Here is a 20725-nt window from a genome sequence, read left to right as displayed (position 1 = left end):
GAGAGGCGATAGCCCGTCTTTCCGGCTCCATCGTGGATGCTTTGGGAGGGGCCGTGCGCAGCGTGAAAAACAGGTCAGGTTCGGGAGGGATTGGGCGCAGCCGTGCTGTTGCGCACGATCAACTCTATCGGCAGGGTGCGGCTTCCGCCTTCGGCCGGCTTGCCGTCCTTGTCCGGTCCACGCATCAGGTCGAGCAGCATCCCGGCGGCAACCTCGCCAATGGCCCCGCGCGGCTGGCGGATCGTCGTCAGCGCCGGGATGAAATGCGCGGCGATTTCGATGTCGTCGAAGCCGACCACCGAAACGTCGCCCGGCACCTGCACCCCATGCCGGTTCAGTTCCGACATGAACCCGCAAGCCATCGCATCGCTCGAACAGAAGACGGCGGTCGGCCGCTCATCCAGCGCAAGCCAGTGCGGCGCTGCGGCGATGCCGGAGGCGAGCGTGAAATCGCCGTCCAGGAACCAGCGCTGGTCCGCCTCCAGTCCCGCGGCAGAAAGCGCATCGCGCACGCCATCGGCGCGCTGGCGCGTCAGGATGTTGTCGCGCGGCCCCATGATATGGCCAATGCGGCGATGCCCCAGGGCGATCAAATGCTCGACCGCAAGCGCGGCCCCATGACGGTTGTCGATCGTCACCGCAGGCTCGTCGTGACCCTCCACCCATTCGCAGGCAAAAATCACCGGCGGCATGTCTCTGTCGTTATGGGGAGGCTGGAACATGCTTTCCGGCAAATTGCCGTCGAGCACGATCAGCCCATCGGCTCGATTGTTGAACAGATAGTCAGCGATCTGCCGGTCGGCGCCCTCCGGCTCGCGGGTGTCCGCCACCAAAACGTTGAGCCCCGCCTCGGACGCCACCCGCGCAATGCCCGAAAGGATTTGCGAAAAGAACGGATTGGACAGATGCGGCACCAGAACGACAATGCCGCCGCTCTGCCTCCGGCGCAGATTGCGCGCGGCAAGATTGATGCGGTAGCCGGTTTCCGTGACCGCGGCGAGCACATGGTCTCGCGTCTTCGCCGAAACCATGCTGGGATTCGACAGGACCCGGCTGACGGTCGCGGTCGACACACCAGCCACGCGCGCGACATCGCTGATCCTGGGATTGGTCTTCGGGCCGATTTTATTAAGGCTGCCGTCCATCTTCGCACCCGACATGTTCCGGCCTTTGTGTGCGACTTCGGTGTCGCGATCAATGCAGGAACTACAATTTCTAACAACCGCTGTTTTGACGTGGACAATGGTATTTGTAATCGATTACATTGAGCGCTGGCAAGACCGCGCTGTGGAGACGCGGTTTTGTGGCGATAGTCTCGATGCGTGACTTATGGGAGGAGTTTTCATGAAGGCTATCAAAGGGCCGGCGATCTTTCTTGCGCAGTTCGCAGGCGATGCCGCACCGTTCAATTCGTTCGACGCCATCTGCGGCTGGGCATCGTCGCTCGGCTACAAGGGCGTGCAGATTCCGACCTGGGATGCACGGCTGTTCGACCTCAAGAAGGCTTCGGACTCCAAGGACTATTGCGACGAGATCAAGGGCGTCGCCGCCTCCCACGGCCTGGAGATCACCGAGCTATCCACCCACCTCCAGGGTCAGCTCGTCGCCGTTCATCCCGCCTACGATTCAGCCTTTGACGGTTTCGCCGCTCCCGAAGTGCGCGGCAATCCCGCGGCTCGCACCGACTGGGCCGTGGACCAGGTGAAGCGTGCCCTGCGCGCATCCAAGCATCTCGGCCTCAATGCGCACGCCACCTTCTCCGGCGCGCTCGCCTGGCCTTATCTCTATCCGTGGCCGCAGCGTCCCGCGGGGCTTGTCGAGCTTGCCTTCGACGAACTCGCCAGGCGCTGGACGCCGTTGCTCAACTACGCCGACGAGCATGGCGTCGATGTCTGCTACGAAATCCATCCCGGCGAAGACCTGCACGATGGCGTCTCTTACGAGATGTTTCTGGCGCGCGTGAACAACCACGCCCGCGCCAACCTGCTCTACGATCCCTCCCATTTCGTCCTGCAGCAGCTCGACTATCTCGACTACATCGATATCTATCACGAGCGTATCAAGGCGTTTCACGCCAAGGACGCCGAGTTCAACCCGACCGGGCGCCAGGGCGTCTATGGCGGCTTCCAGAGCTGGGTCGACCGCGCCGGTCGCTTCCGTTCTCTCGGCGATGGCCAGGTCGATTTCGGCTCAATCTTCTCCAAGCTCACCGCCTATGGCTTCGGCAGCTGGGCGGTGCTGGAATGGGAATGCGCGCTGAAGCATCCCGAGGACGGCGCGCGCGAAGGCGCCGAATTCATCAAGCACCACATCATCCGCGTCACCGAACATGCTTTTGACGACTTCGCCAATGCGGGCACCGACGATGTCGCCAACCGCAAGATGCTTGGCCTGGGCTAGGAGGCTGTCATGACCATTGAATCCAGCAAGCAGGAAAGTGCCGGCCGCATCCGCCTCGGCATGGTGGGCGGCGGCCAGGGCGCCTTCATCGGCGCCGTGCACCGCATCGCCGCACGCATCGACGGCCAGTTCGATCTGGTTGCCGGCGCGTTGTCGTCCGACCCCGACCGTGCCAAGGCATCGGCCGCCGAGCTCGGCCTGGCGCGCGACCGTTCCTATGGTTCGTTCGAGGAGATGGCCAAGGCGGAGGCCGCGCGTCCCGATGGAATCGAAGTGGTCGCCATCGTCACGCCCAACCACATGCATGCGCCCGCCGCGAAGGCGTTTCTCGAAGCCGGCATCCACGTCATCTGCGACAAGCCGATGACCATTTCGGTCGAAGAAGCCAAGGACCTGGTCGCGTTGGTGGAAAAGAGCGGCAAGCTGTTCGTTCTGACCCATAACTATACCGGCTATCCGATGATCCGGCAGGCTCGCGCCATGGTCGCCGCCGGCGATCTCGGCGACATCCGGCTGGTCCAGGCCGAGTATCCGCAGGACTGGCTCACCGAAGCCGCCGAGCGCTCCGGCTCCAAGCAGGCGGAGTGGCGTACCGACCCCAAGCGTTCCGGCGCGGGCGGCGCCATTGGCGACATCGGCACCCATGCCTACAATCTCGCCGCCTTTGTGTCGGGTCTCGAGACGGACGAACTCCTTGCCCAGCTGTCCACCTTTGTCGAAGGCCGCGTACTCGACGACGATGTGCAGATCCTGCTGCGCTACAAGGGCGGAGCGCGCGGCATGCTGTGGGCCAGCCAGGTTGCCGTCGGCAATGAAAACGGCCTCAAGCTGCGCATCTATGGCAGCAAGGGCGGGCTGGAATGGACCCAGGCCGATCCGAACTATCTGTGGTTCACCCGTTTTGGCGAACCCAAGCAACTGATCACCCGCGCCGGTGCCGGCGCAGGCGCGGCGGCAGCGCGCGTATCCCGCGTGCCGAGCGGCCATCCGGAAGGCTATCTCGAAGGCTTTGCAACCATCTATGCCGAAGCCGCCCGCGCCATCCGCGCCGCGCGCGACGGCGGCGAGCCGGATGCCGAGGTGATCTATCCGACCGTGCAGGACGGCCTTGCCGGCATGCAGTTCATCGAAGCCGCCGTTGCATCGTCCAATGCCGGCAACGTCTGGACCAAAGTGGGATGAGCACAGCCGCCGCAGCGCAGAGACCGAGCGGTGACCCGGCGCCTTTCATGGCGTCCGAAGGCCTGTCCATGGCCTTCGGCGGCATCGAGGTGCTGAAGAATATCGACCTGAACATCCGCGCCGGTGAGGTTCACGCCATCATCGGCGAGAACGGCGCAGGCAAGTCCACGCTGATGAAAATCCTGTCGGGCCATCTCAGGCCGACACGCGGCACGATCCGCATCGACGGTGAGCCCATAGCCCTGTCCGGCCCGGTCGATGCCGAACATCGCGGCATCGTCCTGGTGCATCAGGAAATCCTGCTCGCACCGGATCTGACTGTCGCCCAGAACATCTACCTCGGCCGCGAGCTGAAAAAGGGCTTCGTCCTCAACGACCGCGCCATGAACGAAGGTGCGGCAAAAGCCGTACGCAACCTTGGCGCGGATGTCGATCCGGTCCAGACCGTGGGTCGCCTGTCCATCGCCCGGCGACAATTGGTGCAGATCGCGCGCGCACTTCTGGTGCCGCATCGCATCGTCATCTTCGACGAGCCGACAGCCTCGCTCACCCCGGTCGAAACGGATGCGCTGCTCAAGGTCATCGACGACATCAGGCGCAGCGGTGCCGCCGTGCTCTACATTTCCCACCGCCTTCCGGAGGTGAAGCAGATTGCCGACCGCGTCACCGTTCTGCGCGACGGCAGGCTGATCGCGACGCGCGACGCAGCCGAACTGGAGCCGATCGACATGGCGCGGCTGATGGTCGGCCGCGATGTCTCCAAGCTCTATCCCGACCACGTGCCGCCGGGCGACACCGCCCCCATCCTCGAAGTCGAGAATTTCGATGTTCCCGGCTATGCCAGCAACGCTTCCTTCGCGCTGAAGAAAGGCGAAATCCTGGGCTTCGCGGGGCTTGTCGGCGCAGGCCGTACCGAGTTGATGGAGGGTGTCGTCGGTTTGCGCACCGGGCGCGGAAAAATTCGCCTCAACGGCAAGCCGGTGACGTTCGGCAATGTCCGCAACAGTATGGCGGCGGGCATCGTCTATCTCAGCGAAGACCGCAAAGGCAAGGGCCTGCTCCTGCAGCAGGATCTGCGCACCAACCTGACGCTGGCCTCGCTGAACAAGTTCGCAAGCGGAATGGTGATCGATTCCGCGCGGGAGAAAACCGCGCTCGACAACGCCATCGGCGAGTTCGACATCCGCACCCGCAACAAGGACCTGCTCGCCGGACAACTTTCGGGCGGCAACCAGCAGAAGCTGCTCATCGCCAAGATGATGTTGCTCAAGCCCGGCATCGTCATCATCGACGAGCCGACGCGCGGCATCGACATCGGCACCAAGGAACAAATCTACAAATTCATCGCCGACCTCGCAGCGAGTGGCAAATCCGTGATCGTTATCTCGTCGGAAATGCCGGAACTGATCGGCATTTGCGATCGCATCGTCGTCATGCGCAGCGGCGCCATCGTCGGCGAGGTGAGCGGCGAGCATATGAACGAAAACGAGATCGTGGTTCTCGCGACGGGCGTTACGACTTCGGAGGTGGCTTGAGCCATGACTGACACGACCACAACCAAAGCCCCCTCCCGCAGCTTCTGGCGCGATGTCGACCTGCGCGCCGTGGCGCCCTTCGTGGCGCTGTTTCTGCTGTTGGTGCTGGGCAGCTTCGCACACGACAATTTCTTGACGACCAACAATCTGCTGAACGTGATGACGCGCAGCGCCTACATCGCCATCATCGCGGTTGGCGCGACCTTCGTCATCTCCGCCGGCGGCCTCGACCTGTCGGTCGGCGCAATGGTGGCCTTCGTCGCCTCTCTCGCCATCATGTTCATGAACGCCGGATCGATCGCCAGTCCGCTCGGCATGGTGCTCGCGGCCATGGCGGTCATGGTGCTGATCGGCATGGCCTGCGGCCTCGCCAACGGCCTGATCACCACCATCGGGAAGATCGAGCCCTTCATCGCCACGCTCGGCATGATGGGCGTTTATCGCGGCCTCACTACATGGCTGTCGCAGGGCGGCGCGATCACGCTGCGCAACGCGGACGTGCAGGCGACCTATCGTCCCATCTATTTCGAAAGCCTGTTCGGCATCCCTTATCCGGTCTATGCAATCTTCGTCACCGGGGCGATTGCCGCCTTCGTGCTGTACCGCACCTCCTTCGGACGCCACGTCATCGCAGTCGGCTCCAACGAGGACGTTGCGCGCTACTCCGGCATCTCGGTCGAACGCGTTCGCACCCTGACCTACGTGATCCAGGGCCTTTGCGTGGCCATCGCATGCCTGATCTACATTCCGCGCCTGTCGTCGACGACGGCCACCACGGGCATGATGTGGGAACTGCAGGCGATCACCGCCGTCGTGGTCGGCGGCACCGCATTGCGCGGCGGCGTCGGCCGTATCTGGGGCACGATCTGCGGGGCGTTCATCCTCGAGATCGTCGGAAACGTCATGCTGCTCTCGAATGTCATCAGCGAATATCTGCTGGGCGCAATCCAGGGCGCAATCATCATCATTGCGATGCTGGTCCAACGCTGGCTGGTCCGGAAATCGTAACAACAGATCGGGTTACAGATCGCCCGGTCGCTATCGGCAAGATCTGAATGGGAGAGAAAGAGTCATGAGAAGATTATTGGTTGGACTTGCGGCGGCCGCGCTCGCAGCAACGATGGGCACGGCGCTTGCGCAGGACAAGAAGACCATTGGCGTGTCGATTCCGGCAGCCGACCACGGCTGGACCGCCGGTGTCGTCTATCACGCCGAACGCGTTGCCAAGAAGCTGATGGAAGAGCATCCGAACCTCAACGTCATCGTCAAGACTTCGCCGGACCCGGCGAGCCAGGCCAATGCGGTGCAGGATCTCGAAACGCAGGGCATCGACGCTCTTGTCATCCTGCCGACTGATCCGGATCCGCTGGTCAACGCCATCAAGGAAGTGAAGGCGAAGGGCAAGTTCGTCGCGCTCGTCGACCGCGCTCCGTCGAACAACGATGACAGCGTGCGCGATCTGTACGTCGCAGGCAACAACCCGGCACTCGGCGAAGTCGCCGGCAAGTACATCGCCGAAACCACGCCAAACGCAGAGGTCGTCATCATTCGCGGCTTGCCGATTCCGATCGACCAGCAGCGCCAGGACGGCTTCGACAAGGGCATTGACGGCTCGGCGGTGAAGGTTCTCGATCGTCAGTATGGCAACTGGTCGCGCGACGACGCCTTCAAGGTCATGCAGGACTACTTGACCAAATATCCCAAGATCGACGTGGTCTGGGCACAGGATGACGACATGGTCGTCGGCGTTCTCGAAGCCATCCAGCAGGCAAAGCGCACCGATATCCAGTACATCATCGGCGGCGCCGGTTCGAAGGACATGATCAAGAAGGTTGCCGATGGCGACAAGATGGTCCCCGTCGACGTTCTGTATCCGCCGGCAATGGTTGGCACCGCGATGGAATTGACGGCCGCTGGCCTGATCGACCAGGTGCCCGTCAACGGAACCTATATCCTGGACGCCACGCTGGTGACCAAGGACAATGCCGAGCAGTTCTATTTCCCCGACTCTCCTTTCTGACATTGCCTTTGGAGAGTCACCTAGGGGCGCTTCGGCGCCCCTTTTTTATGCCTGAGCAACTGGCACGTAGGGCGGTGGGATTGTGATACCCGCCGGCACCGGTCCCCAGCGATTGTCGTGCTTCTGCGAGGGGATCAGCGAGAAGACGAAGATGATCAGCCCACCGATCGAGGGAATGAGGATCAACAGATAGAACCAGCCCGACAGGCCGATATCGTGCTGTCGCCGCACGGTCATCGCAATGCCGGGAATGATGGTGCCGAGCACGAAGACGGACAGAACCACCATGGTGACCACCGGTACGGAATCGGTGTCGATTTCGGGATGGAAATTGCCGAGTGCTGCGTCGATCAGAAGCCCGGCGAACAGCAGGACGATGATCCCGAGATAGTAAAACAGGAAATAGCCCCAGAATTCCTTGCGCCGTGCCCGTCCCTGGAAATTGGCGTAGTTGCTGGTCAGTCCTCGCCAGAAAAAACTCCACAGGCCGGTGCTGTTCCCGGCTGCCGGCTCCTGCACCAAGACTGTGGCTTGAGGATCGGCGTGACGCCCGAATTGCGTCGGCACCTGCGGGACAGCCGAATGGCCGTGCGGGCGAAAGACGAAGACGTCCTTCGCCTGCCCCCCGCTGGGCTGAAATTCGACCTGCGTGCCCTTGCTGAGCGATGCCCGAACGCGCAGATCCTCATGCGCAAAGCCATAGCGGTTGCCGTCGGCGCCGCTGATGAAGCCAAACCCCTGTGCCTCGTCGAAATGGAGAACTTCCCCGCGCATCCACTACCCCCGTATCCCAACACAAGACATAAGGCGTAAAGCGGTGGAGTGCGGACCGTCAAGCCGCTACGGCGCGAGGCGCGGTAACGGCCGCGTCGAAAGCTCGGTTTTCGATCACCGAAATCCAGGCGAAGCCCCGATAAAGCCGGCTCTCGCGCACGGACATGCCACGCGCCGCGGCAATTTCAGCACTTTGCCCAAACAGGTCGCCGCGCGGAGTGACGTGATACCATTCCAGCCATTTGTAGAGTGCTGCCCTCGACCAACCCGGCAGGTCGCTGAGATCGCCGAAGTCGACAATGTGCAGTTCCCCACCGGTAGAAAGGCTTTCCGCCGCCTGCTCGACCACGGTGCGCCAGGCCGGGATCATCGAGACCGCATAAGAAATGAAAATGCGGTCGAAACTGTCGCGCTGAAACACCTTCCCGGGCTCGAAGGTCGAGGCATCGGCGTAGGCGAGCCTTACCCGATCCGTCAGCCCCGCCGACGCCACCGAGCGACCCGCCGTTTCCAGCATCGCCGTCGAGATGTCGATCCCGTGAAACGCTGCATCGGGGTAACGCTGCGCCGACTTGACCAGGTTCCGCCCGGTGCCGCAGCCGATTTCGAGCACCGTTCCTCCGGCCGGCGGATTGAGGCCCTCGATCATCGCGTCGCGGCCGAGCAGGTAATATTTGCGCGTCGCGTCATAGACATGGCGCTGGTGCCGGTACACGCGATCCATCAAGACGCCATGGCTGGTGGTCGTCGCCATCTCAGGCGCCTTTCAGAACGTAGAGGTGGAAGCCGCCATAGATCGAGGAGCGGTCGCGGGCATGCAGGCGCTGCGACGTCTCCCGGTGATAGTCCCAGCAGTCGAGGATGGCATCATTCACCCGCCCCGGCAGGAGGCTCGGTTCGGCTGCGGTGCGGAAAATGACTCGTGCGCCAGGAGCCGCCGTCCGGGTAATTTCGGACCACAAGGCATTGAGCTGGTCGTCCGACATCCAGTCCTGCGCGTCGAGCAAAATGAAACGGTCTACCGACCCGGCAGATTTGGCAGCGAGGAAATCGGTGAACGACGCGTTGACCACCGACAGCCGGTCGGCGCGGGCGCGCACGGTCTCGAAATTGCCGTGCATCAGATAGGGCGGCAGCGGACCGTCATTGGCTGGGCTATAGCCGCGCCCAAAGGCCTGCCAGGCGAAATAATTGTCGGCGAAGGGGAAATCGCAGGCGAGCTTCTCAAGCCGTTGGCGCAGAACGCTGGCCATTTCGCCGTGACCCGCAGTCGCCAGGGCGTCGTATTGTTGCGGCGGGATGCCCAGGCCGAACAGTGACGACTTACGCGACATTGCCCAGCGGATTGCCCGCTTTTCAAACAGTGGCGCCAACGTTTCATCGAACAGGCGGCGCTGCTCGGTCATGTCCCGGGCATCCAGCATCCGGCTGGGATCCACGCCATAGAGCCGTGCCGCGCGGTGCGCAGCACCGATGAAGACGCCCAGCAGGCCGTGGCGATAGAGATGCCGTGAGAAGATCGAAATGCGGCGGCGGCCGGTCAGCGTGCGTCCGTCCCAATAGGCGCTGCTTTCCGCATCGAGATGCGGGCGGATTGAGCGACGATAGGCGTCGATATTTCCGGCTTCCGCGGCGTTGCCGTAGAATCTGTAGAAGGCATCGTAGTCCGGCAGGTGCTTCAGGGCTGCAAGCTTCAGCCGGTTGAAGGCGATATGCGCGGTGTTGAGGTCGACAGCCTCGATCCGCTCGGGATCGGCAATCAGATAGGACAGAGCGTTGCACCCGCCCGAGGCGATGGTGACGATGCGGTTGCCCGGTTTAATCTCCAGCGCCTCCATGTCGACCGCGGGGTCCTCCCAGATTTGGGCGTAGACCAGCTTGCGGAACAGCCGGGCGAACAGTTTTTCCGACAGGCCTGTCGGGGTCAGCCCATGGCTCTGGCGCACGGCGGCGTCGAGCGTCCGATGCGCCTGCTTCACAGCGTCGGCTGATGTCTTCGGCAAAGCGTTCACGGCTGGCATATGTTCATTCCCTTCCTCAACCGCTCCGCGCCCGGATGACTGCGGGAGCGCGGTGCGATCTCGATGTTGCGCAGGAATTGCCGCGCGCATTCGGCCCAGGTGAAGTCGAGCGCTTTTTCGCGGGCAACGGATCGGGGGAGTTGCAACGCCGCAAGCGCGGCTTGGCCGAGATCGTCGTCCAACACGCCGCCGCGTCCATCGGCAAAGACGTCGAGTGGCCCGGTGACGGGATAGGCCGCGACGGGGCAGCCGCTGGCGAGTGCCTCAAGCAGAACGTTGCCGAAAGTGTCGGTGCGGCTCGGAAACACGAAGACATCGGCGCTGGCGTAGATTTCAGCCAGTTCGCGACCCTGGCGAAGGCCGAGAAAATGCGCATCCGGGTAAGCCGCCTTCAGCCGCTCGCGTTCCGGCCCGTCTCCGACGACGACCTTGCTGCCGGGCAGATCGAGATCGAGAAAGGCCGGCAGGTTCTTTTCCACCGCCACACGGCCGACCGACAGGAACACCGGGCCGGGCAGGCCGATATCCCTGCGATGGCGCGGGTGAAAATGCTCGGCATCCACGCCCCGCCCCCATTGCACGATATTGGAAAAGCCGCGCCGCGACAGTTGCGCTGCCAGCGACGGCGTGGCCACCAGCATCGCCTCGCCGGCATTGTGGAACCGCCTCAGCCAGCCATAGGCCCAGTCCTCCGGAAACGGCAGCCGCGCGCTCAGGAATTCCGGAAACTTGGTGTGATAGCTGGTGGTGAACGGCATTCCTCTGGACAGGCAGGTGTGGCGGGCGAGACAGCCCAGCGGCCCTTCCGTGGCGATGTGCACGGCATCGGGCGCCAGTGCCGCAATCCGTTCGCCGATGCGGCGCGGTGTGGCCAGCGACAGCCTGATCTCGGGATAGGACGGCAAAGGCAGGGTCGGATAGCCCTCGGGCGTCAGGAATGCGACCTCGACGCCTTGCACGGCCAGCGTCTCGGCGAGCGTCACCAGCGTGCGCACCACGCCATTGATCTGCGGATACCAGGCGTCGGTGACGATCAGGACGCGCATGGTGGCGTGCTCACGCAGCGGCCTTGCGCCGCCAGGGCAGCGCGGCAAGGCTGCGCTGTTGGTTGAGCGTGCGGCTGAGCACCGACCAGTCGATCAGCTCCATGCGCCCGTCATGATGCTCGACGACGGCGGTGCAGCTTTCGACCCAGTCGCCGGTGTTGATATAGGCGAGCCCGTCGATCTCCCGATGGGCGGCACTGTGGATATGGCCGCAGATCACGCCGTCGACGCCCTGCCGCGCAGCTTCGTCCGCCACGACCGTCTCGAACTTGCCGATGAAATTAACGGCGTTCTTGACGCGCATCTTGGCCCAGGCCGACAGCGACCAGTAGGTGAAGCCGAGCCTGCGGCGGGCAATGTTGACATAGCGGTTCAGCCACATCGCCAGCTGGTAGGCGCCGTCGCCCAGCAAAGCGAGCCACTTGGCGTGCCGCATCACCACATCGAACACGTCGCCGTGGATGACGAGGTAGCGCTTGCCGTCGGCGGCTTCATGAACGATCGTCTCGTGGATTTCGATCTCGCCGAAATTCACGCCGCGGAACTCGCGCAGGAACTCATCGTGATTACCAGGCACATAGACGATGCGCGCGCCCTTGCGCGCCTTGCGCATCAGCTTCTGAACCACGTCATTATGCGCCTGCGGCCAATACCAGCTGCTTTTCAGCTGCCATCCGTCGACGATGTCGCCGACCAGATAGATGGTCTCTGCGTCGTGTTGCCTGAGAAATTCCAGAAGCGCTTCTGCCTGGCAGAAGCGGGTGCCCAGATGCACGTCCGAAAGGAACAGCGTCCGGAAGCTCGGCGCATCCGCCTGATCACTCGATTCGTGGATTGCTGTGCTTGCCATGCGTCGCTTTGAGCAAAATTGCGTGACGCAGCGATGACGGAAGCAATACAGTTTCCTGACGCGAGATCATGGTGGTTAGCCGGCGCAACATGCCCCTGATGCGGTGCTGTGCCCGTTTGGTCTGCGGCGCCGTGCCTGTCTTAAGCGCTACGGAATGGAGTCCCGGGTTTCCGCCATCGCTTCGCTCCGGTTGCACCCGAGAATCCATTCCGTGACTTATGTTAAATACGGGCACAACAGCAGAACGAGGCGCCCTTAACGGGAGGATAGCGCTGGCATCGGCCGCAGACCTTCATAACCCCTTGCTTTGACGCCAAGCCTCCTCATCTTACGGAAGATACACACTGCGCTGGCCGCTTCCCACCGTTGACTCCTGCCGCAAACAGCGTAAAAGCGCGCTCGAACAGGGATTGCACCGATGCGCGGCCTCTTGATGGCGCTTTTCGCATTCGATTTTCCCGGCCACGATGTCAACCATCGGGCCGGACGCCGAAGCGCGTCCCTGCTTTCGACCAAAACCACGGCCAAAACGACCACCAAAACGGTGTGATCTCCCTTGGCCTGCTCACCCTCTCCCGGGTCCGGCCCGGGGGATGAAGCCCGCGACGGCCGGCGGGTTTTCTCCAAAAGCGAGCGGAGAGGGACAGGAGATTTTCGATATGGGTTTCAAGGTTGCGATCGTCGGTGCCACGGGCAATGTGGGCCGGGAAATGCTCAACATACTGGAAGAACGCGGCTTTCCCGCCGATGAGGTCGTGGCGCTCGCCTCGCGCCGCAGCCAGGGCACCGAAGTGTCCTATGGCGACCGCACGATCAAGGTGAAGTCGCTCGACACCTATGATTTCTCAGACACCGACATCTGCCTGATGTCTGCCGGCGGCACCATCTCCAAGGAATGGTCGCCGAAGATCGGCAAGCAGGGCTGCGTCGTCATCGACAACTCCTCGGCCTGGCGCTACGATCAGGACGTGCCGCTGATCGTGCCGGAAGTGAACCCCGACGCCATCGCCGGCTTCACCCGCAAGAACATCATCGCCAATCCGAACTGCTCGACCGCGCAGTTGGTGGTCGCGCTGAAGCCGCTGCATGACATCGCCACGATCAAGCGCGTCGTGGTCTCCACCTACCAGTCGGTTTCTGGCGCCGGCAAGGAAGGCATGGACGAGCTGTTCACCCAGACCCGCGCCGTGTTTGTCGCCGACGCGGTCCAGAACAAGAAGTTCACCAAGCGCATCGCCTTCAACGTCATCCCCCACATCGACGTCTTCATGGAAGACGGCTACACCAAGGAAGAGTGGAAGATGATGGCCGAGACCAAGAAGATGCTCGATCCCAAGATCAAGCTGACGGCCACCGCCGTGCGCGTGCCGGTGTTCATCGGTCACTCCGAGGCGGTCAATATCGAGTTCGAAAAGCCGATCACCGCCGACGAGGCGCGCGATATCCTGCGCGAAGCTCCGGGCTGCCTGGTCATCGACAAGCATGAGGATGGCGGCTACGCCACGCCGCTGGATTCGGCTGGCGAGGATGCCACCTACATTTCCCGCATCCGCGAGGACGCGACCGTCGAAAACGGCCTCGCGCTCTGGATCGTCTCGGACAATCTGCGCAAGGGCGCGGCACTTAATGCGGTGCAGATCGCCGAACTTTTGATCGAGCGCGACCTGATCAAGCCGCGTCAGAAGGCCGCCTGACCCGACAAACACGCCTGCGCCGGGCGATACGGCGCAGCATTGCGACAAGCCCCGCCTCCCCGGAGTGCGGGGCTTTCTGCATTTTGAAAAGCATTTGCTGACCAAGCGTTGGGAAAGGCCGGGGCCGAAACCGCGCAACCGATTGTCCCGGCTTCGCAAAAATGCCGCTAAAGGGTGCGAAAGTCGCTTGTGCAACCTTGATTGCCCCGGCGAAATCCCGCAAAAGTAGGAAATGACAGCGTTTTCGGGCGCTTTCCCACAAAAATTGAAAGGCTTCCCCCGCGCTGATGTCCAGTGAAGTGCTTCTGACCGTCCTTATCGTCCTGCCTTTTCTAAGCAGCCTCGTGGCCGGAAGCCTGCCTGCAAATGCACGAAATGCCGAGGTCTGGCTTGCCGGCGCAGTGGCGCTTATCGGCCTTGCCATCACCATGTCCTTCTATCCTGATGTCACCGGCGGAGATGTCGTCCGCTACGAGATACCATGGCTGCCTTCGGCGGGACTCAATCTCGTCATCCGCATGGACGGCTTCGCCTGGATCTTCTCGATGCTGATCACCGGCATCGGCTTCCTAGTGGTGCTCTATGCACGCTACTACATGTCACCCAAGGATCCGGTGCCGCGCTTTTTCGCGTTCTTCCTCGCCTTCATGGGCGCGATGCTGGGCGTGGTGACGTCAGGCAACATCATCCAGCTCGTCGTGTTCTGGGAGCTGACCAGCGTCACATCCTTCCTGTTGATCGGCTACTGGTATCACAACGCCAATGCCCGCGACGGCGCGCGCATGGCGTTGACGGTCACCGCCATCGGCGGCTTGGCGCTGTTGGTCGCCATGCTCCTGGTCGGCCATGTCATCGGCAGCTACGATCTCGACGCGGTGCTGGCGTCAGGCGATACGCTGCGCGAGCATACGCTTTACACCACCATCCTGGTGCTGATGCTGTTGGGCGCCTTCACCAAGAGCGCGCAGTTCCCTTTCCAGTTCTGGCTGCCGCGCGCCATGGCCGCACCCACGCCCGTGTCTGCCTATCTGCATTCGGCCACCATGGTGAAGGCCGGCGTATTCCTGCTGGTACGCTTCTGGCCGGTCATGGCCGGCACCGAAGAGTGGTTCTGGATCGTCAGCTCGGCGGGTCTCATCACTCTCGTCATGGGCGCCTATGCGGCAATCTTCCAGCAGGATCTCAAGGGCCTGCTGGCCTATTCCACCATCAGCCATCTCGGGCTGATCACCACGCTTCTGGGCATGGGCACGCCTCTGGCGGCGGTGGCGGCGATTTTCCATATCGTCAACCACGCCACGTTCAAGGCTTCGCTGTTCATGGCGGCCGGAATCATCGACCACGAGTCCGGCACGCGCGACCTGCGGCGGCTGAGCGGATTGTTCAAATACATGCCGTTCACCGGCACGCTCGCCATCATCGCCAGTGCTGCCATGGCCGGCGTGCCGCTGCTCAACGGCTTCATCTCCAAGGAGATGTTCTTCACCGAGACAGCGATCCGCAATCCCAACATGTTCGCCAATCTGGCGCTGCCGATCGGAGCGATCATCGCCGGCATCTTCAGCGTCGCCTATGCGCTGCGCTTCGTCTGCGGCGTGTTCTTCGGCCCGCCGCCGACCGATCTGGAAAAAGTGCCGCACGAGCCGCCGTCGCTGATGCGCATTCCCATCGAAGTCCTGGTTTTGATCTGCCTGATCGTTGGCATCATCCCCGGCATCGCCATCGGCCCCTATCTCGCGACCGCCGTGGTGGCGGTGCTGGGCCAGGACACGCCGCACTACAGCCTGTCGATCTGGCACGGCTTTAACCTGCCCCTGCTGATGAGTATCGGCGCGCTGGTCGGCGGCGTCATACTCTACATCATGCTGCGGCCCTATCTTGCCCTCGGCGTTGAAGGTCCGCCGCTGATGCGCCGGCTGGTCGGGCAGCGCATTTTTGAGCGCATCCTGGTGACGATTTCCTGGAAATGGGCCAAGTCGCTGGAGCGCTGGGCCGGCACGCGTCGGCTGCAGCCACAGCTCTTCCTGCTGGTGCTCATCTGCGTCGTCACAGCATGGTTCGCGCTGCGCCCGGGTTTCGGGCCGGTAAAGCTGCAGCTCAGCGGCTGGGACCCCGGCTTCGTCATATTATGGCTGGTCGGCATTTTCTGCGCTATCGCCGCCGCGCATCAGGCGAAGTACCACCGTCTCGCCTCGCTGGTGCTGATGAGCGGCGCCGGCCTGGTCACCTGCATGACCTTCGTCTGGTTTTCCGCGCCCGATCTCGCCGTCACCCAGCTTCTTGTCGAAATCGTCACGACGGTGCTGATCCTGCTCGGCCTGCGCTGGCTGCCCAAGCGGTTCCAGAAAGGCGACGCCGATCACATCGCGCTGCCCACCAAACTCCGCCGCTATCGCGACATCGTGCTTGGCGTCTTTGCCGGCGGCGGCGTCGCCGCGCTGTCCTACGCCATCATGACCCGTACCGCCGTACCCGACGGGATTTCGCGCTTCTTCCTGGAACGTGCCTATACCGAAGGCGGCGGCACCAATGTCATCAACGTCATGCTGGTCGACTTCCGGGGCTTCGACACCTTTGGCGAGATCGCGGTTCTCGGCATCGTGGCAATCACCGTCTTCGCCTTGCTGCGCCGCTTCCGCCCGGCAGCCGAGAGCGTCGAAAAGCCCGAGCAGCAGCGCATTCAGAATGCCTATGACAACCTCAGGCCGAACCGGCAGAGCGGCGACACGGTGAACGAATATCTGATGATCCCATCGGTGATCATGCAGTGGATGTTCCCGGTCATCATCGTGCTTTCGGCCTATATCTTTCTGCGCGGCCACGACCTGCCGGGCGGCGGGTTCGCGGCCGGCATCACCATGTCGATCGGCTTCATTCTGCAATATATGGCCGGCGGCACGCGCTGGGTCGAAGACAGGCTGCGCATCCTCCCGGTCAAATGGATCGGCACAGGCCTGCTGATTGCCCTGGCGACAGGCCTGGGCGCTTGGGCGTTCGGCTACCCGTTCCTGACCATGGCGTTCCAATATGCCGAACTCCCCATCATCGGCAAGGTGCCGATGGCCGCCGCCCTATTCTTCGACCTCGGCGTGTTCGTCCTGGTCGTCGGCGCCACGGTACTCATCCTCATCGCGCTGGCGCACCAATCCGTCCGCTCGCCAAAGGCCGCGCGCAGCTCGGTTCTGCCGACGCATGCCGTGGAGCCCCCGCCGCCGCCGACTTTGGAAACATCCACTGTGGAAGCACCGGGAGGAGCGTCCTGATGGAACTCGTCCTGGCAATCGGCATCGGCGTTCTCGCGGGCTCGGGCGTGTTTCTGCTCCTGCGGCCGCGCACCTTCCAGGTCATCATCGGCCTGTCTTTGCTTTCCTATGCGGTCAACCTGTTCATCTTTTCGATGGGGCGCATCCGTCTCAACGCGGCGCCAGTCCTGGATCCGGCGGCGAACGACCCCGCTCTTTATACAGACCCTGTGCCGCAGGCGCTGGTGCTGACGGCGATCGTCATCGGCTTCGCCATGACGGCGCTCTTCCTGGTAGTTCTGCTCGCCTCGCGCGGGTTCACCGGCACCGACCACGTCGACGGAAGGGAGCGCTGAGATGAGCTTCCTCGACCACCTCATCATCATGCCGATCCTGCTGCCGCTGGGCGCAGCGGCACTGACGCTGCTGTTCGACGACACCCGCCGAGAGATCAAGGCGGGCATCAATTTCGCCGCCACCATCCTGCTCGTCGCGGTTGCTATAGCGCTTCTGATGCAGACCGATGCGGTGACGCGCGAAGGCACCGAACTGACGGTCACCTACCAGCTCGGCAACTGGCCCGCGCCCTTCGGCATCGTACTGGTCGCCGACCGGCTTTCGGCGATCATGGTGCTGCTCGCCGGCATTCTCGGCATCAATGCGCTGATCTATTCGATGGCGCGCTGGCAGGCCGCCGGGCCGCATTTCCACATGCTGTTCCAGATGCTGCTTATGGGCTTGAACGGCGCCTTCCTGACCGGCGACCTGTTCAACCTGTTTGTCTTCTTCGAAGTCATGCTGGCGGCCTCCTACGGGCTGCTGCTGCATGGTTCGGGCGTGCTGCGCGTCCGCGCCGGCCTACACTACATCGCCATCAATCTGGCGGCCTCGTCGCTGTTCCTGATCGGCGTCAGCCTGATCTATGGCGTCACCGGCACGCTGAACATGGCAGACCTCGCGCTCCGCATTCCGCATGTGCCGGCCAACGATCTCGGCCTGCTGCATGCGGGCGCAGCCATCCTGGGCATCGCCTTCCTGGTAAAGGCCGGCATGTGGCCGCTGAATTTCTGGCTGCCGACGACCTATGCGGCGGCGAGCGCACCGGTCGCGGGTCTGTTTGCGATCATGACCAAGGTCGGCGTCTACATCGTCCTGCGCCTGACGCTGCTCCTGTTCGGCGAGCATGCCGGGGCATCCTTCGGCTTCGGCCAGACCTTTCTCATGATTGGCGGGCTGGCGACCATCGCCTTTGGCACGGTAGGCGTTCTCGCCTCGCAAAGCACGGGCCGTCTCGCCGGCTATTCCGTGCTGGTCTCCTCGGGCACGTTGCTCGCCGCCATCGGCATGGGCGACAGGGCGGTGACCGGCGGCCTGCTGTTCTACCTCGTCAGCTCGACCCTCACCATCAGCGCCTTCCTCATGCTGGTCGAATTGATCGAGCGCGCGCGTGTCGCCGGCGCCGACGTTCTCGCCGTCACCATGGAAGCCTATGGCGAGGACGACGAGGAGCTCGAACACGAGGAGGAGGTCGGCGTAGTCATCCCATCGACTATGGCGATCCTGGGCGTCTGCTTTGCCCTGTGCGGGCTGCTCTTGTCGGGCGTGCCGCCCTTTTCAGGCTTCATTTCCAAATTCGCTATGCTGAGCGCGGTGCTTCAGTCGGAAGACGCCGCATCGCCGATCCCCGCATCGACATGGTGGCTGATCGGCCTGCTGATCATTTCCGGCCTCGCCTCGCTGATCGCCATGACGCGAACCGGCATTGCCACCTTCTGGGCCACACTTGAAGGTCAGACGCCGAGCGTCCGCGTCATCGAGATCGCTCCGATCGCCATTTTGATCGCTCTCTGCCTCGGCCTGACTGTCGCAGGCGGCCCGGTGCTGCGCTTCATGGACCTGGCCGCGGACGCGCTGCACACGCCGACCGACTATATCGAGGACATTATCGGCACCACACCCGCCGCCCATGCGGGAGGTGCGTCATGAGCCGTGTTCTGCCCTATCCGCTGTTGACGCTGTCGCTGCTGATCATGTGGCTTCTGCTGCAGCAATCGGCATCGCCGGGCCACATCCTGCTGGGGCTGGCGATCGCGCTGCTGGCGTCGCGCGCCATGGCCGCCCTGCAACCGGAAAAGCCGCGCGTCATCCGCTTCCTGCCGATTTTTCGGCTGGCTGGCCGAGCCGTTGTCGACATCATGGCGTCCAACATCGCCGTCTCGAAGCTGATCCTCAACCCGAACAGCGATATGACCAAGTCGGGCTTCCTGACCGTGCCGCTTGAGTTGAAACACCGCTTCGGCCTTGCCATCCTGTCCTGCATCGTCACCGCTACGCCGGGCAGCGCCTGGCTGGAATACCACCCCGAGGAAAGCGAGGTTCTGATCCACGTTCTGGATATCGAAAACGACCAGGAATGGATCGACACGTTGAAGTACCGCTACGAGACACTGCTGCTGGAGATTTTCGGATGAGCCAGATCATTCTTTTCTGGAGCGTGCTGGCCTGCGAGGCCATTCTGGCGCTCGCCATGGCCTGCGCAGCTTATCGCTTGGCTCGCGGCCCTCGCGCGCAAGACCGGGTGCTGAGCCTTGACGCCTTCTATGTCAGCGGCATGCTGCTCCTGGTCACTTTCGGCATCCGCACTGGCACGACGCTCTATTTCGAGGTGGCACTGATCATCGGCGCGCTCGGCTTCGTCAGCACGCTGGCCCTGGCCAAATTTCTCATGCGTGGCGAAGTTATCGAATGACCGGCGACCAATTCCCGCTCTGGGCGGCCATCGCCGTATCCGTCCTGCTGGTCGCAGGCTCCTTGCTGATGCTTGCCGGCTGTATCGGCATGGTGCGGTTCCGCTCGTTTTACCAGCGCATCCATGCGCCCACCCTGGGCACGAGTTTCGGCACCATCTTCATTCTGGCTGGATCGGTGGTCTATTTTACCGTCACCCAGCTCAGGCCGGCGGTTCACGAAGTGCTGATCTTCGTCTTCGTCTCGGTCACAACGCCGGTGACGCTGATGCTTCTGGCGCGGGCAGCGCTGTATCGCGACCGGATCGAGCGCGTGCAGGACGTCCCGGCATCGAAGGACCCTCTCGACAACGCCGAGATGCAGACTTCGAAGAAGCCATCGTAAAGATAGCGAACGATCTACCCATCTAAGCAAAATGAAGACGGCGGGCCGAACGACCCGCCGTCTTCATTTAAACCGAAATAGAGCAATTACTCGGCGCTGGCTTCGGCCGGAGCAGCGGAAGCCGCCGCAGCGGCGGCGGCTGCGTCGTCCTGGGCCTTCTTCAGCAGCGCTGCGCGCTCCTGGGCCTTCTTGCCCGGCTCGGCCTTGGTCGGGTTGCTGCGGGCCGGACGCTTGGCAATGCCAGCCTGGTCGAGGAAGCGCAGCACGCGGTCGGTCGGCAGGGCGCCGTTGTCCATCCAATGCTTGACGCGATCTTCGTTGACCGAAACGCGCGCGGCATCGTCAGCCAGCATCGGGTTCCACGAACCGACCTGCTCGATGAAACGGCCATCGCGCGGCGAACGGGCGTCGGCGATGACGATGTGGTAGTAGGGACGCTTCTTGGAGCCGGCGCGAGCCAGGCGGATCTTCAGTGCCATGTCAAAATCTCCTTAGGGGTACTGTTCACTGATCGGGTTTACTGGTCTGTCTTCACGCCATCCTTGGCGATCTGTTCGTGGTGCCTGATGACTTCGCGGACGACGAAGTTCAGGAATTTCTCGGCAAAATCGGGATCGAGATTGGCCTCCTGTGCCAGGCGGCGCAGGCGGGCTATCTGTTCCTGTTCGCGCGCTGGGTCGGCCGGCGGCAGACCGTGGGTGGCCTTGAGCACGCCCACCGCCTGGGTGCAGCGGAAACGCTCCGCCAGCATGTAGATCAAAGCTGCATCGATATTGTCGATCGAGCCGCGCAAATCCTTGAGCAATACCTGCGGTGTAGCCTTCATCGT

General features: G+C 62.8%; 20 protein-coding genes. 12 read left to right on the top strand and 8 right to left on the bottom strand.

Annotated elements, in window-relative coordinates:
• Positions 1–74 precede the first annotated feature (74 nt).
• Positions 75–1160 (bottom strand): LacI family DNA-binding transcriptional regulator, encoded by a 1086-nt coding sequence (locus ICI42_RS05275; protein WP_230980150.1) that lies wholly within the window; start codon positions 1158–1160, stop codon positions 75–77.
• A gap of 184 nt (positions 1161–1344) precedes the next feature.
• Here ICI42_RS05275 and ICI42_RS05270 point away from each other — a divergent pair, with 184 nt between their 5' ends.
• The 5 genes from ICI42_RS05270 (at position 1345) to ICI42_RS05250 (ending at position 7137) form a co-directional block, all read left to right on the top strand.
• Positions 1345–2400, top strand: coding sequence for a sugar phosphate isomerase/epimerase family protein (locus ICI42_RS05270; RefSeq protein ID WP_188163441.1), 1056 nt, complete (start codon positions 1345–1347; stop codon positions 2398–2400).
• Between the two features lie 9 nt (positions 2401–2409).
• Positions 2410–3582, top strand: coding sequence for a Gfo/Idh/MocA family protein (locus ICI42_RS05265; RefSeq protein WP_188163440.1), 1173 nt, complete (start codon positions 2410–2412; stop codon positions 3580–3582).
• 47 nt (positions 3583–3629) lie between these two features.
• Positions 3630–5117: a sugar ABC transporter ATP-binding protein gene (locus ICI42_RS05260; RefSeq protein ID WP_230980204.1), complete on the top strand. Its 1488-nt coding sequence runs from the start codon at positions 3630–3632 to the stop codon at positions 5115–5117.
• Positions 5118–5120: 3 nt separating this feature from the next.
• Positions 5121–6125 (top strand): ABC transporter permease, encoded by a 1005-nt coding sequence (locus ICI42_RS05255; protein WP_188163438.1) that lies wholly within the window; start codon positions 5121–5123, stop codon positions 6123–6125.
• A 64-nt stretch (positions 6126–6189) separates the two neighbouring features.
• A complete protein-coding gene (locus tag ICI42_RS05250) occupies positions 6190–7137 on the top strand; it encodes a substrate-binding domain-containing protein (protein WP_188163437.1) in 948 nt (315 codons plus the stop codon).
• Between the two features lie 45 nt (positions 7138–7182).
• Here the strand turns inward: ICI42_RS05250 and ICI42_RS05245 are convergent, their stop codons facing one another.
• The 5 genes from ICI42_RS05245 to ICI42_RS05225 are packed head-to-tail and all read right to left on the bottom strand — an operon-like array spanning position 7183 to position 11828.
• Positions 7183–7911, bottom strand: a complete 729-nt coding sequence (locus tag ICI42_RS05245) for a DUF805 domain-containing protein (protein ID WP_188163436.1) — start codon at positions 7909–7911, stop codon at positions 7183–7185.
• 58 nt (positions 7912–7969) lie between these two features.
• Positions 7970–8665 carry a class I SAM-dependent methyltransferase gene (locus tag ICI42_RS05240; protein ID WP_188163435.1) on the bottom strand — a complete coding sequence of 232 codons (696 nt, stop codon included), beginning with the start codon at positions 8663–8665 and terminating at the stop codon, positions 7970–7972.
• A 1-nt stretch (position 8666) separates the two neighbouring features.
• Complete coding sequence (locus ICI42_RS05235; RefSeq protein ID WP_188163434.1) at positions 8667–9932, bottom strand: DUF3419 family protein; 1266 nt, start codon at positions 9930–9932, stop codon at positions 8667–8669.
• Positions 9920–10978 (bottom strand): glycosyltransferase family 4 protein, encoded by a 1059-nt coding sequence (locus ICI42_RS05230; protein ID WP_188163433.1) that lies wholly within the window; start codon positions 10976–10978, stop codon positions 9920–9922. The genes ICI42_RS05235 and ICI42_RS05230 overlap by 13 nt, the downstream gene beginning before the upstream one ends.
• A gap of 10 nt (positions 10979–10988) precedes the next feature.
• A complete protein-coding gene (locus tag ICI42_RS05225) occupies positions 10989–11828 on the bottom strand; it encodes a UDP-2,3-diacylglucosamine diphosphatase (protein WP_188163432.1) in 840 nt (279 codons plus the stop codon).
• A 659-nt stretch (positions 11829–12487) separates the two neighbouring features.
• Between ICI42_RS05225 and ICI42_RS05220 the strand changes: the two genes are divergently transcribed.
• The 7 genes from ICI42_RS05220 to mnhG all read left to right on the top strand — a co-directional run bounded on the left by ICI42_RS05220 (position 12488) and on the right by mnhG (position 19896).
• Positions 12488–13522 (top strand): aspartate-semialdehyde dehydrogenase, encoded by a 1035-nt coding sequence (locus tag ICI42_RS05220; RefSeq protein WP_188163431.1) that lies wholly within the window; start codon positions 12488–12490, stop codon positions 13520–13522.
• 287 nt (positions 13523–13809) lie between these two features.
• Positions 13810–16785 (top strand): monovalent cation/H+ antiporter subunit A, encoded by a 2976-nt coding sequence (locus ICI42_RS05215; protein WP_188163430.1) that lies wholly within the window; start codon positions 13810–13812, stop codon positions 16783–16785.
• Positions 16785–17120, top strand: coding sequence for a Na+/H+ antiporter subunit C (locus tag ICI42_RS05210; protein WP_188163429.1), 336 nt, complete (start codon positions 16785–16787; stop codon positions 17118–17120). The genes ICI42_RS05215 and ICI42_RS05210 overlap by 1 nt, the downstream gene beginning before the upstream one ends.
• Before the next feature lies 1 nt (position 17121).
• Positions 17122–18750 carry a monovalent cation/H+ antiporter subunit D gene (locus tag ICI42_RS05205; RefSeq protein ID WP_188163428.1) on the top strand — a complete coding sequence of 543 codons (1629 nt, stop codon included), beginning with the start codon at positions 17122–17124 and terminating at the stop codon, positions 18748–18750.
• The gene (locus tag ICI42_RS05200) at positions 18747–19235 is read left to right on the top strand and encodes a Na+/H+ antiporter subunit E (protein WP_188163427.1); all 489 of its coding nucleotides are present in this window, start codon (positions 18747–18749) and stop codon (positions 19233–19235) included. Before ICI42_RS05205 ends, ICI42_RS05200 begins: the two co-directional genes overlap by 4 nt.
• Complete coding sequence (locus tag ICI42_RS05195; protein WP_188163426.1) at positions 19232–19513, top strand: K+/H+ antiporter subunit F; 282 nt, start codon at positions 19232–19234, stop codon at positions 19511–19513. The genes ICI42_RS05200 and ICI42_RS05195 overlap by 4 nt, the downstream gene beginning before the upstream one ends.
• On the top strand, positions 19510–19896 hold the full coding sequence (gene mnhG, locus ICI42_RS05190; RefSeq protein WP_188163425.1) for a monovalent cation/H(+) antiporter subunit G: 387 nt from the start codon (positions 19510–19512) through the stop codon (positions 19894–19896). Before ICI42_RS05195 ends, mnhG begins: the two co-directional genes overlap by 4 nt.
• 86 nt (positions 19897–19982) lie before the next feature.
• Here the strand turns inward: mnhG and rpsP are convergent, their stop codons facing one another.
• Positions 19983–20375 (bottom strand): 30S ribosomal protein S16, encoded by a 393-nt coding sequence (rpsP, locus tag ICI42_RS05185; protein ID WP_188163424.1) that lies wholly within the window; start codon positions 20373–20375, stop codon positions 19983–19985.
• A gap of 38 nt (positions 20376–20413) precedes the next feature.
• Positions 20414–20722: a chorismate mutase gene (locus ICI42_RS05180; protein ID WP_188163423.1), complete on the bottom strand. Its 309-nt coding sequence runs from the start codon at positions 20720–20722 to the stop codon at positions 20414–20416.
• Positions 20723–20725: the final 3 nt, after the last annotated feature.

Origin of the sequence: Oryzicola mucosus, from assembly GCF_014534685.1 — a bacterium.
Taxonomy (GTDB): Bacteria; Pseudomonadota; Alphaproteobacteria; order Rhizobiales; family Rhizobiaceae; genus Oryzicola; species Oryzicola mucosus.
The sequence above is the reverse complement of the archived record's forward strand: the minus strand, read 5'-3'. Positions and strand labels throughout refer to the sequence as shown.

Coding starts and splice junctions, on each gene's coding strand:
- ICI42_RS05215 (WP_188163430.1), top strand. CDS start 13,810: ATGTCCAGTGAAGTGCTTCTGACCGTCCTTATCGTCCTGCCTTTTCTA.
- ICI42_RS05180 (WP_188163423.1), bottom strand. CDS start 20,722: ATGAAGGCTACACCGCAGGTATTGCTCAAGGATTTGCGCGGCTCGATC.
- ICI42_RS05225 (WP_188163432.1), bottom strand. CDS start 11,828: ATGGCAAGCACAGCAATCCACGAATCGAGTGATCAGGCGGATGCGCCG.
- ICI42_RS05260 (WP_230980204.1), top strand. CDS start 3,630: ATGGCGTCCGAAGGCCTGTCCATGGCCTTCGGCGGCATCGAGGTGCTG.
- ICI42_RS05270 (WP_188163441.1), top strand. CDS start 1,345: ATGAAGGCTATCAAAGGGCCGGCGATCTTTCTTGCGCAGTTCGCAGGC.
- ICI42_RS05230 (WP_188163433.1), bottom strand. CDS start 10,978: ATGCGCGTCCTGATCGTCACCGACGCCTGGTATCCGCAGATCAATGGC.
- ICI42_RS05210 (WP_188163429.1), top strand. CDS start 16,785: ATGGAACTCGTCCTGGCAATCGGCATCGGCGTTCTCGCGGGCTCGGGC.
- rpsP (WP_188163424.1), bottom strand. CDS start 20,375: ATGGCACTGAAGATCCGCCTGGCTCGCGCCGGCTCCAAGAAGCGTCCC.
- ICI42_RS05235 (WP_188163434.1), bottom strand. CDS start 9,932: ATGCCAGCCGTGAACGCTTTGCCGAAGACATCAGCCGACGCTGTGAAG.
- ICI42_RS05220 (WP_188163431.1), top strand. CDS start 12,488: ATGGGTTTCAAGGTTGCGATCGTCGGTGCCACGGGCAATGTGGGCCGG.
- ICI42_RS05250 (WP_188163437.1), top strand. CDS start 6,190: ATGAGAAGATTATTGGTTGGACTTGCGGCGGCCGCGCTCGCAGCAACG.
- ICI42_RS05265 (WP_188163440.1), top strand. CDS start 2,410: ATGACCATTGAATCCAGCAAGCAGGAAAGTGCCGGCCGCATCCGCCTC.
- mnhG (WP_188163425.1), top strand. CDS start 19,510: ATGACCGGCGACCAATTCCCGCTCTGGGCGGCCATCGCCGTATCCGTC.
- ICI42_RS05255 (WP_188163438.1), top strand. CDS start 5,121: ATGACTGACACGACCACAACCAAAGCCCCCTCCCGCAGCTTCTGGCGC.
- ICI42_RS05195 (WP_188163426.1), top strand. CDS start 19,232: ATGAGCCAGATCATTCTTTTCTGGAGCGTGCTGGCCTGCGAGGCCATT.
- ICI42_RS05245 (WP_188163436.1), bottom strand. CDS start 7,911: ATGCGCGGGGAAGTTCTCCATTTCGACGAGGCACAGGGGTTTGGCTTC.
- ICI42_RS05200 (WP_188163427.1), top strand. CDS start 18,747: ATGAGCCGTGTTCTGCCCTATCCGCTGTTGACGCTGTCGCTGCTGATC.
- ICI42_RS05205 (WP_188163428.1), top strand. CDS start 17,122: ATGAGCTTCCTCGACCACCTCATCATCATGCCGATCCTGCTGCCGCTG.
- ICI42_RS05275 (WP_230980150.1), bottom strand. CDS start 1,160: ATGTCGGGTGCGAAGATGGACGGCAGCCTTAATAAAATCGGCCCGAAG.
- ICI42_RS05240 (WP_188163435.1), bottom strand. CDS start 8,665: ATGGCGACGACCACCAGCCATGGCGTCTTGATGGATCGCGTGTACCGG.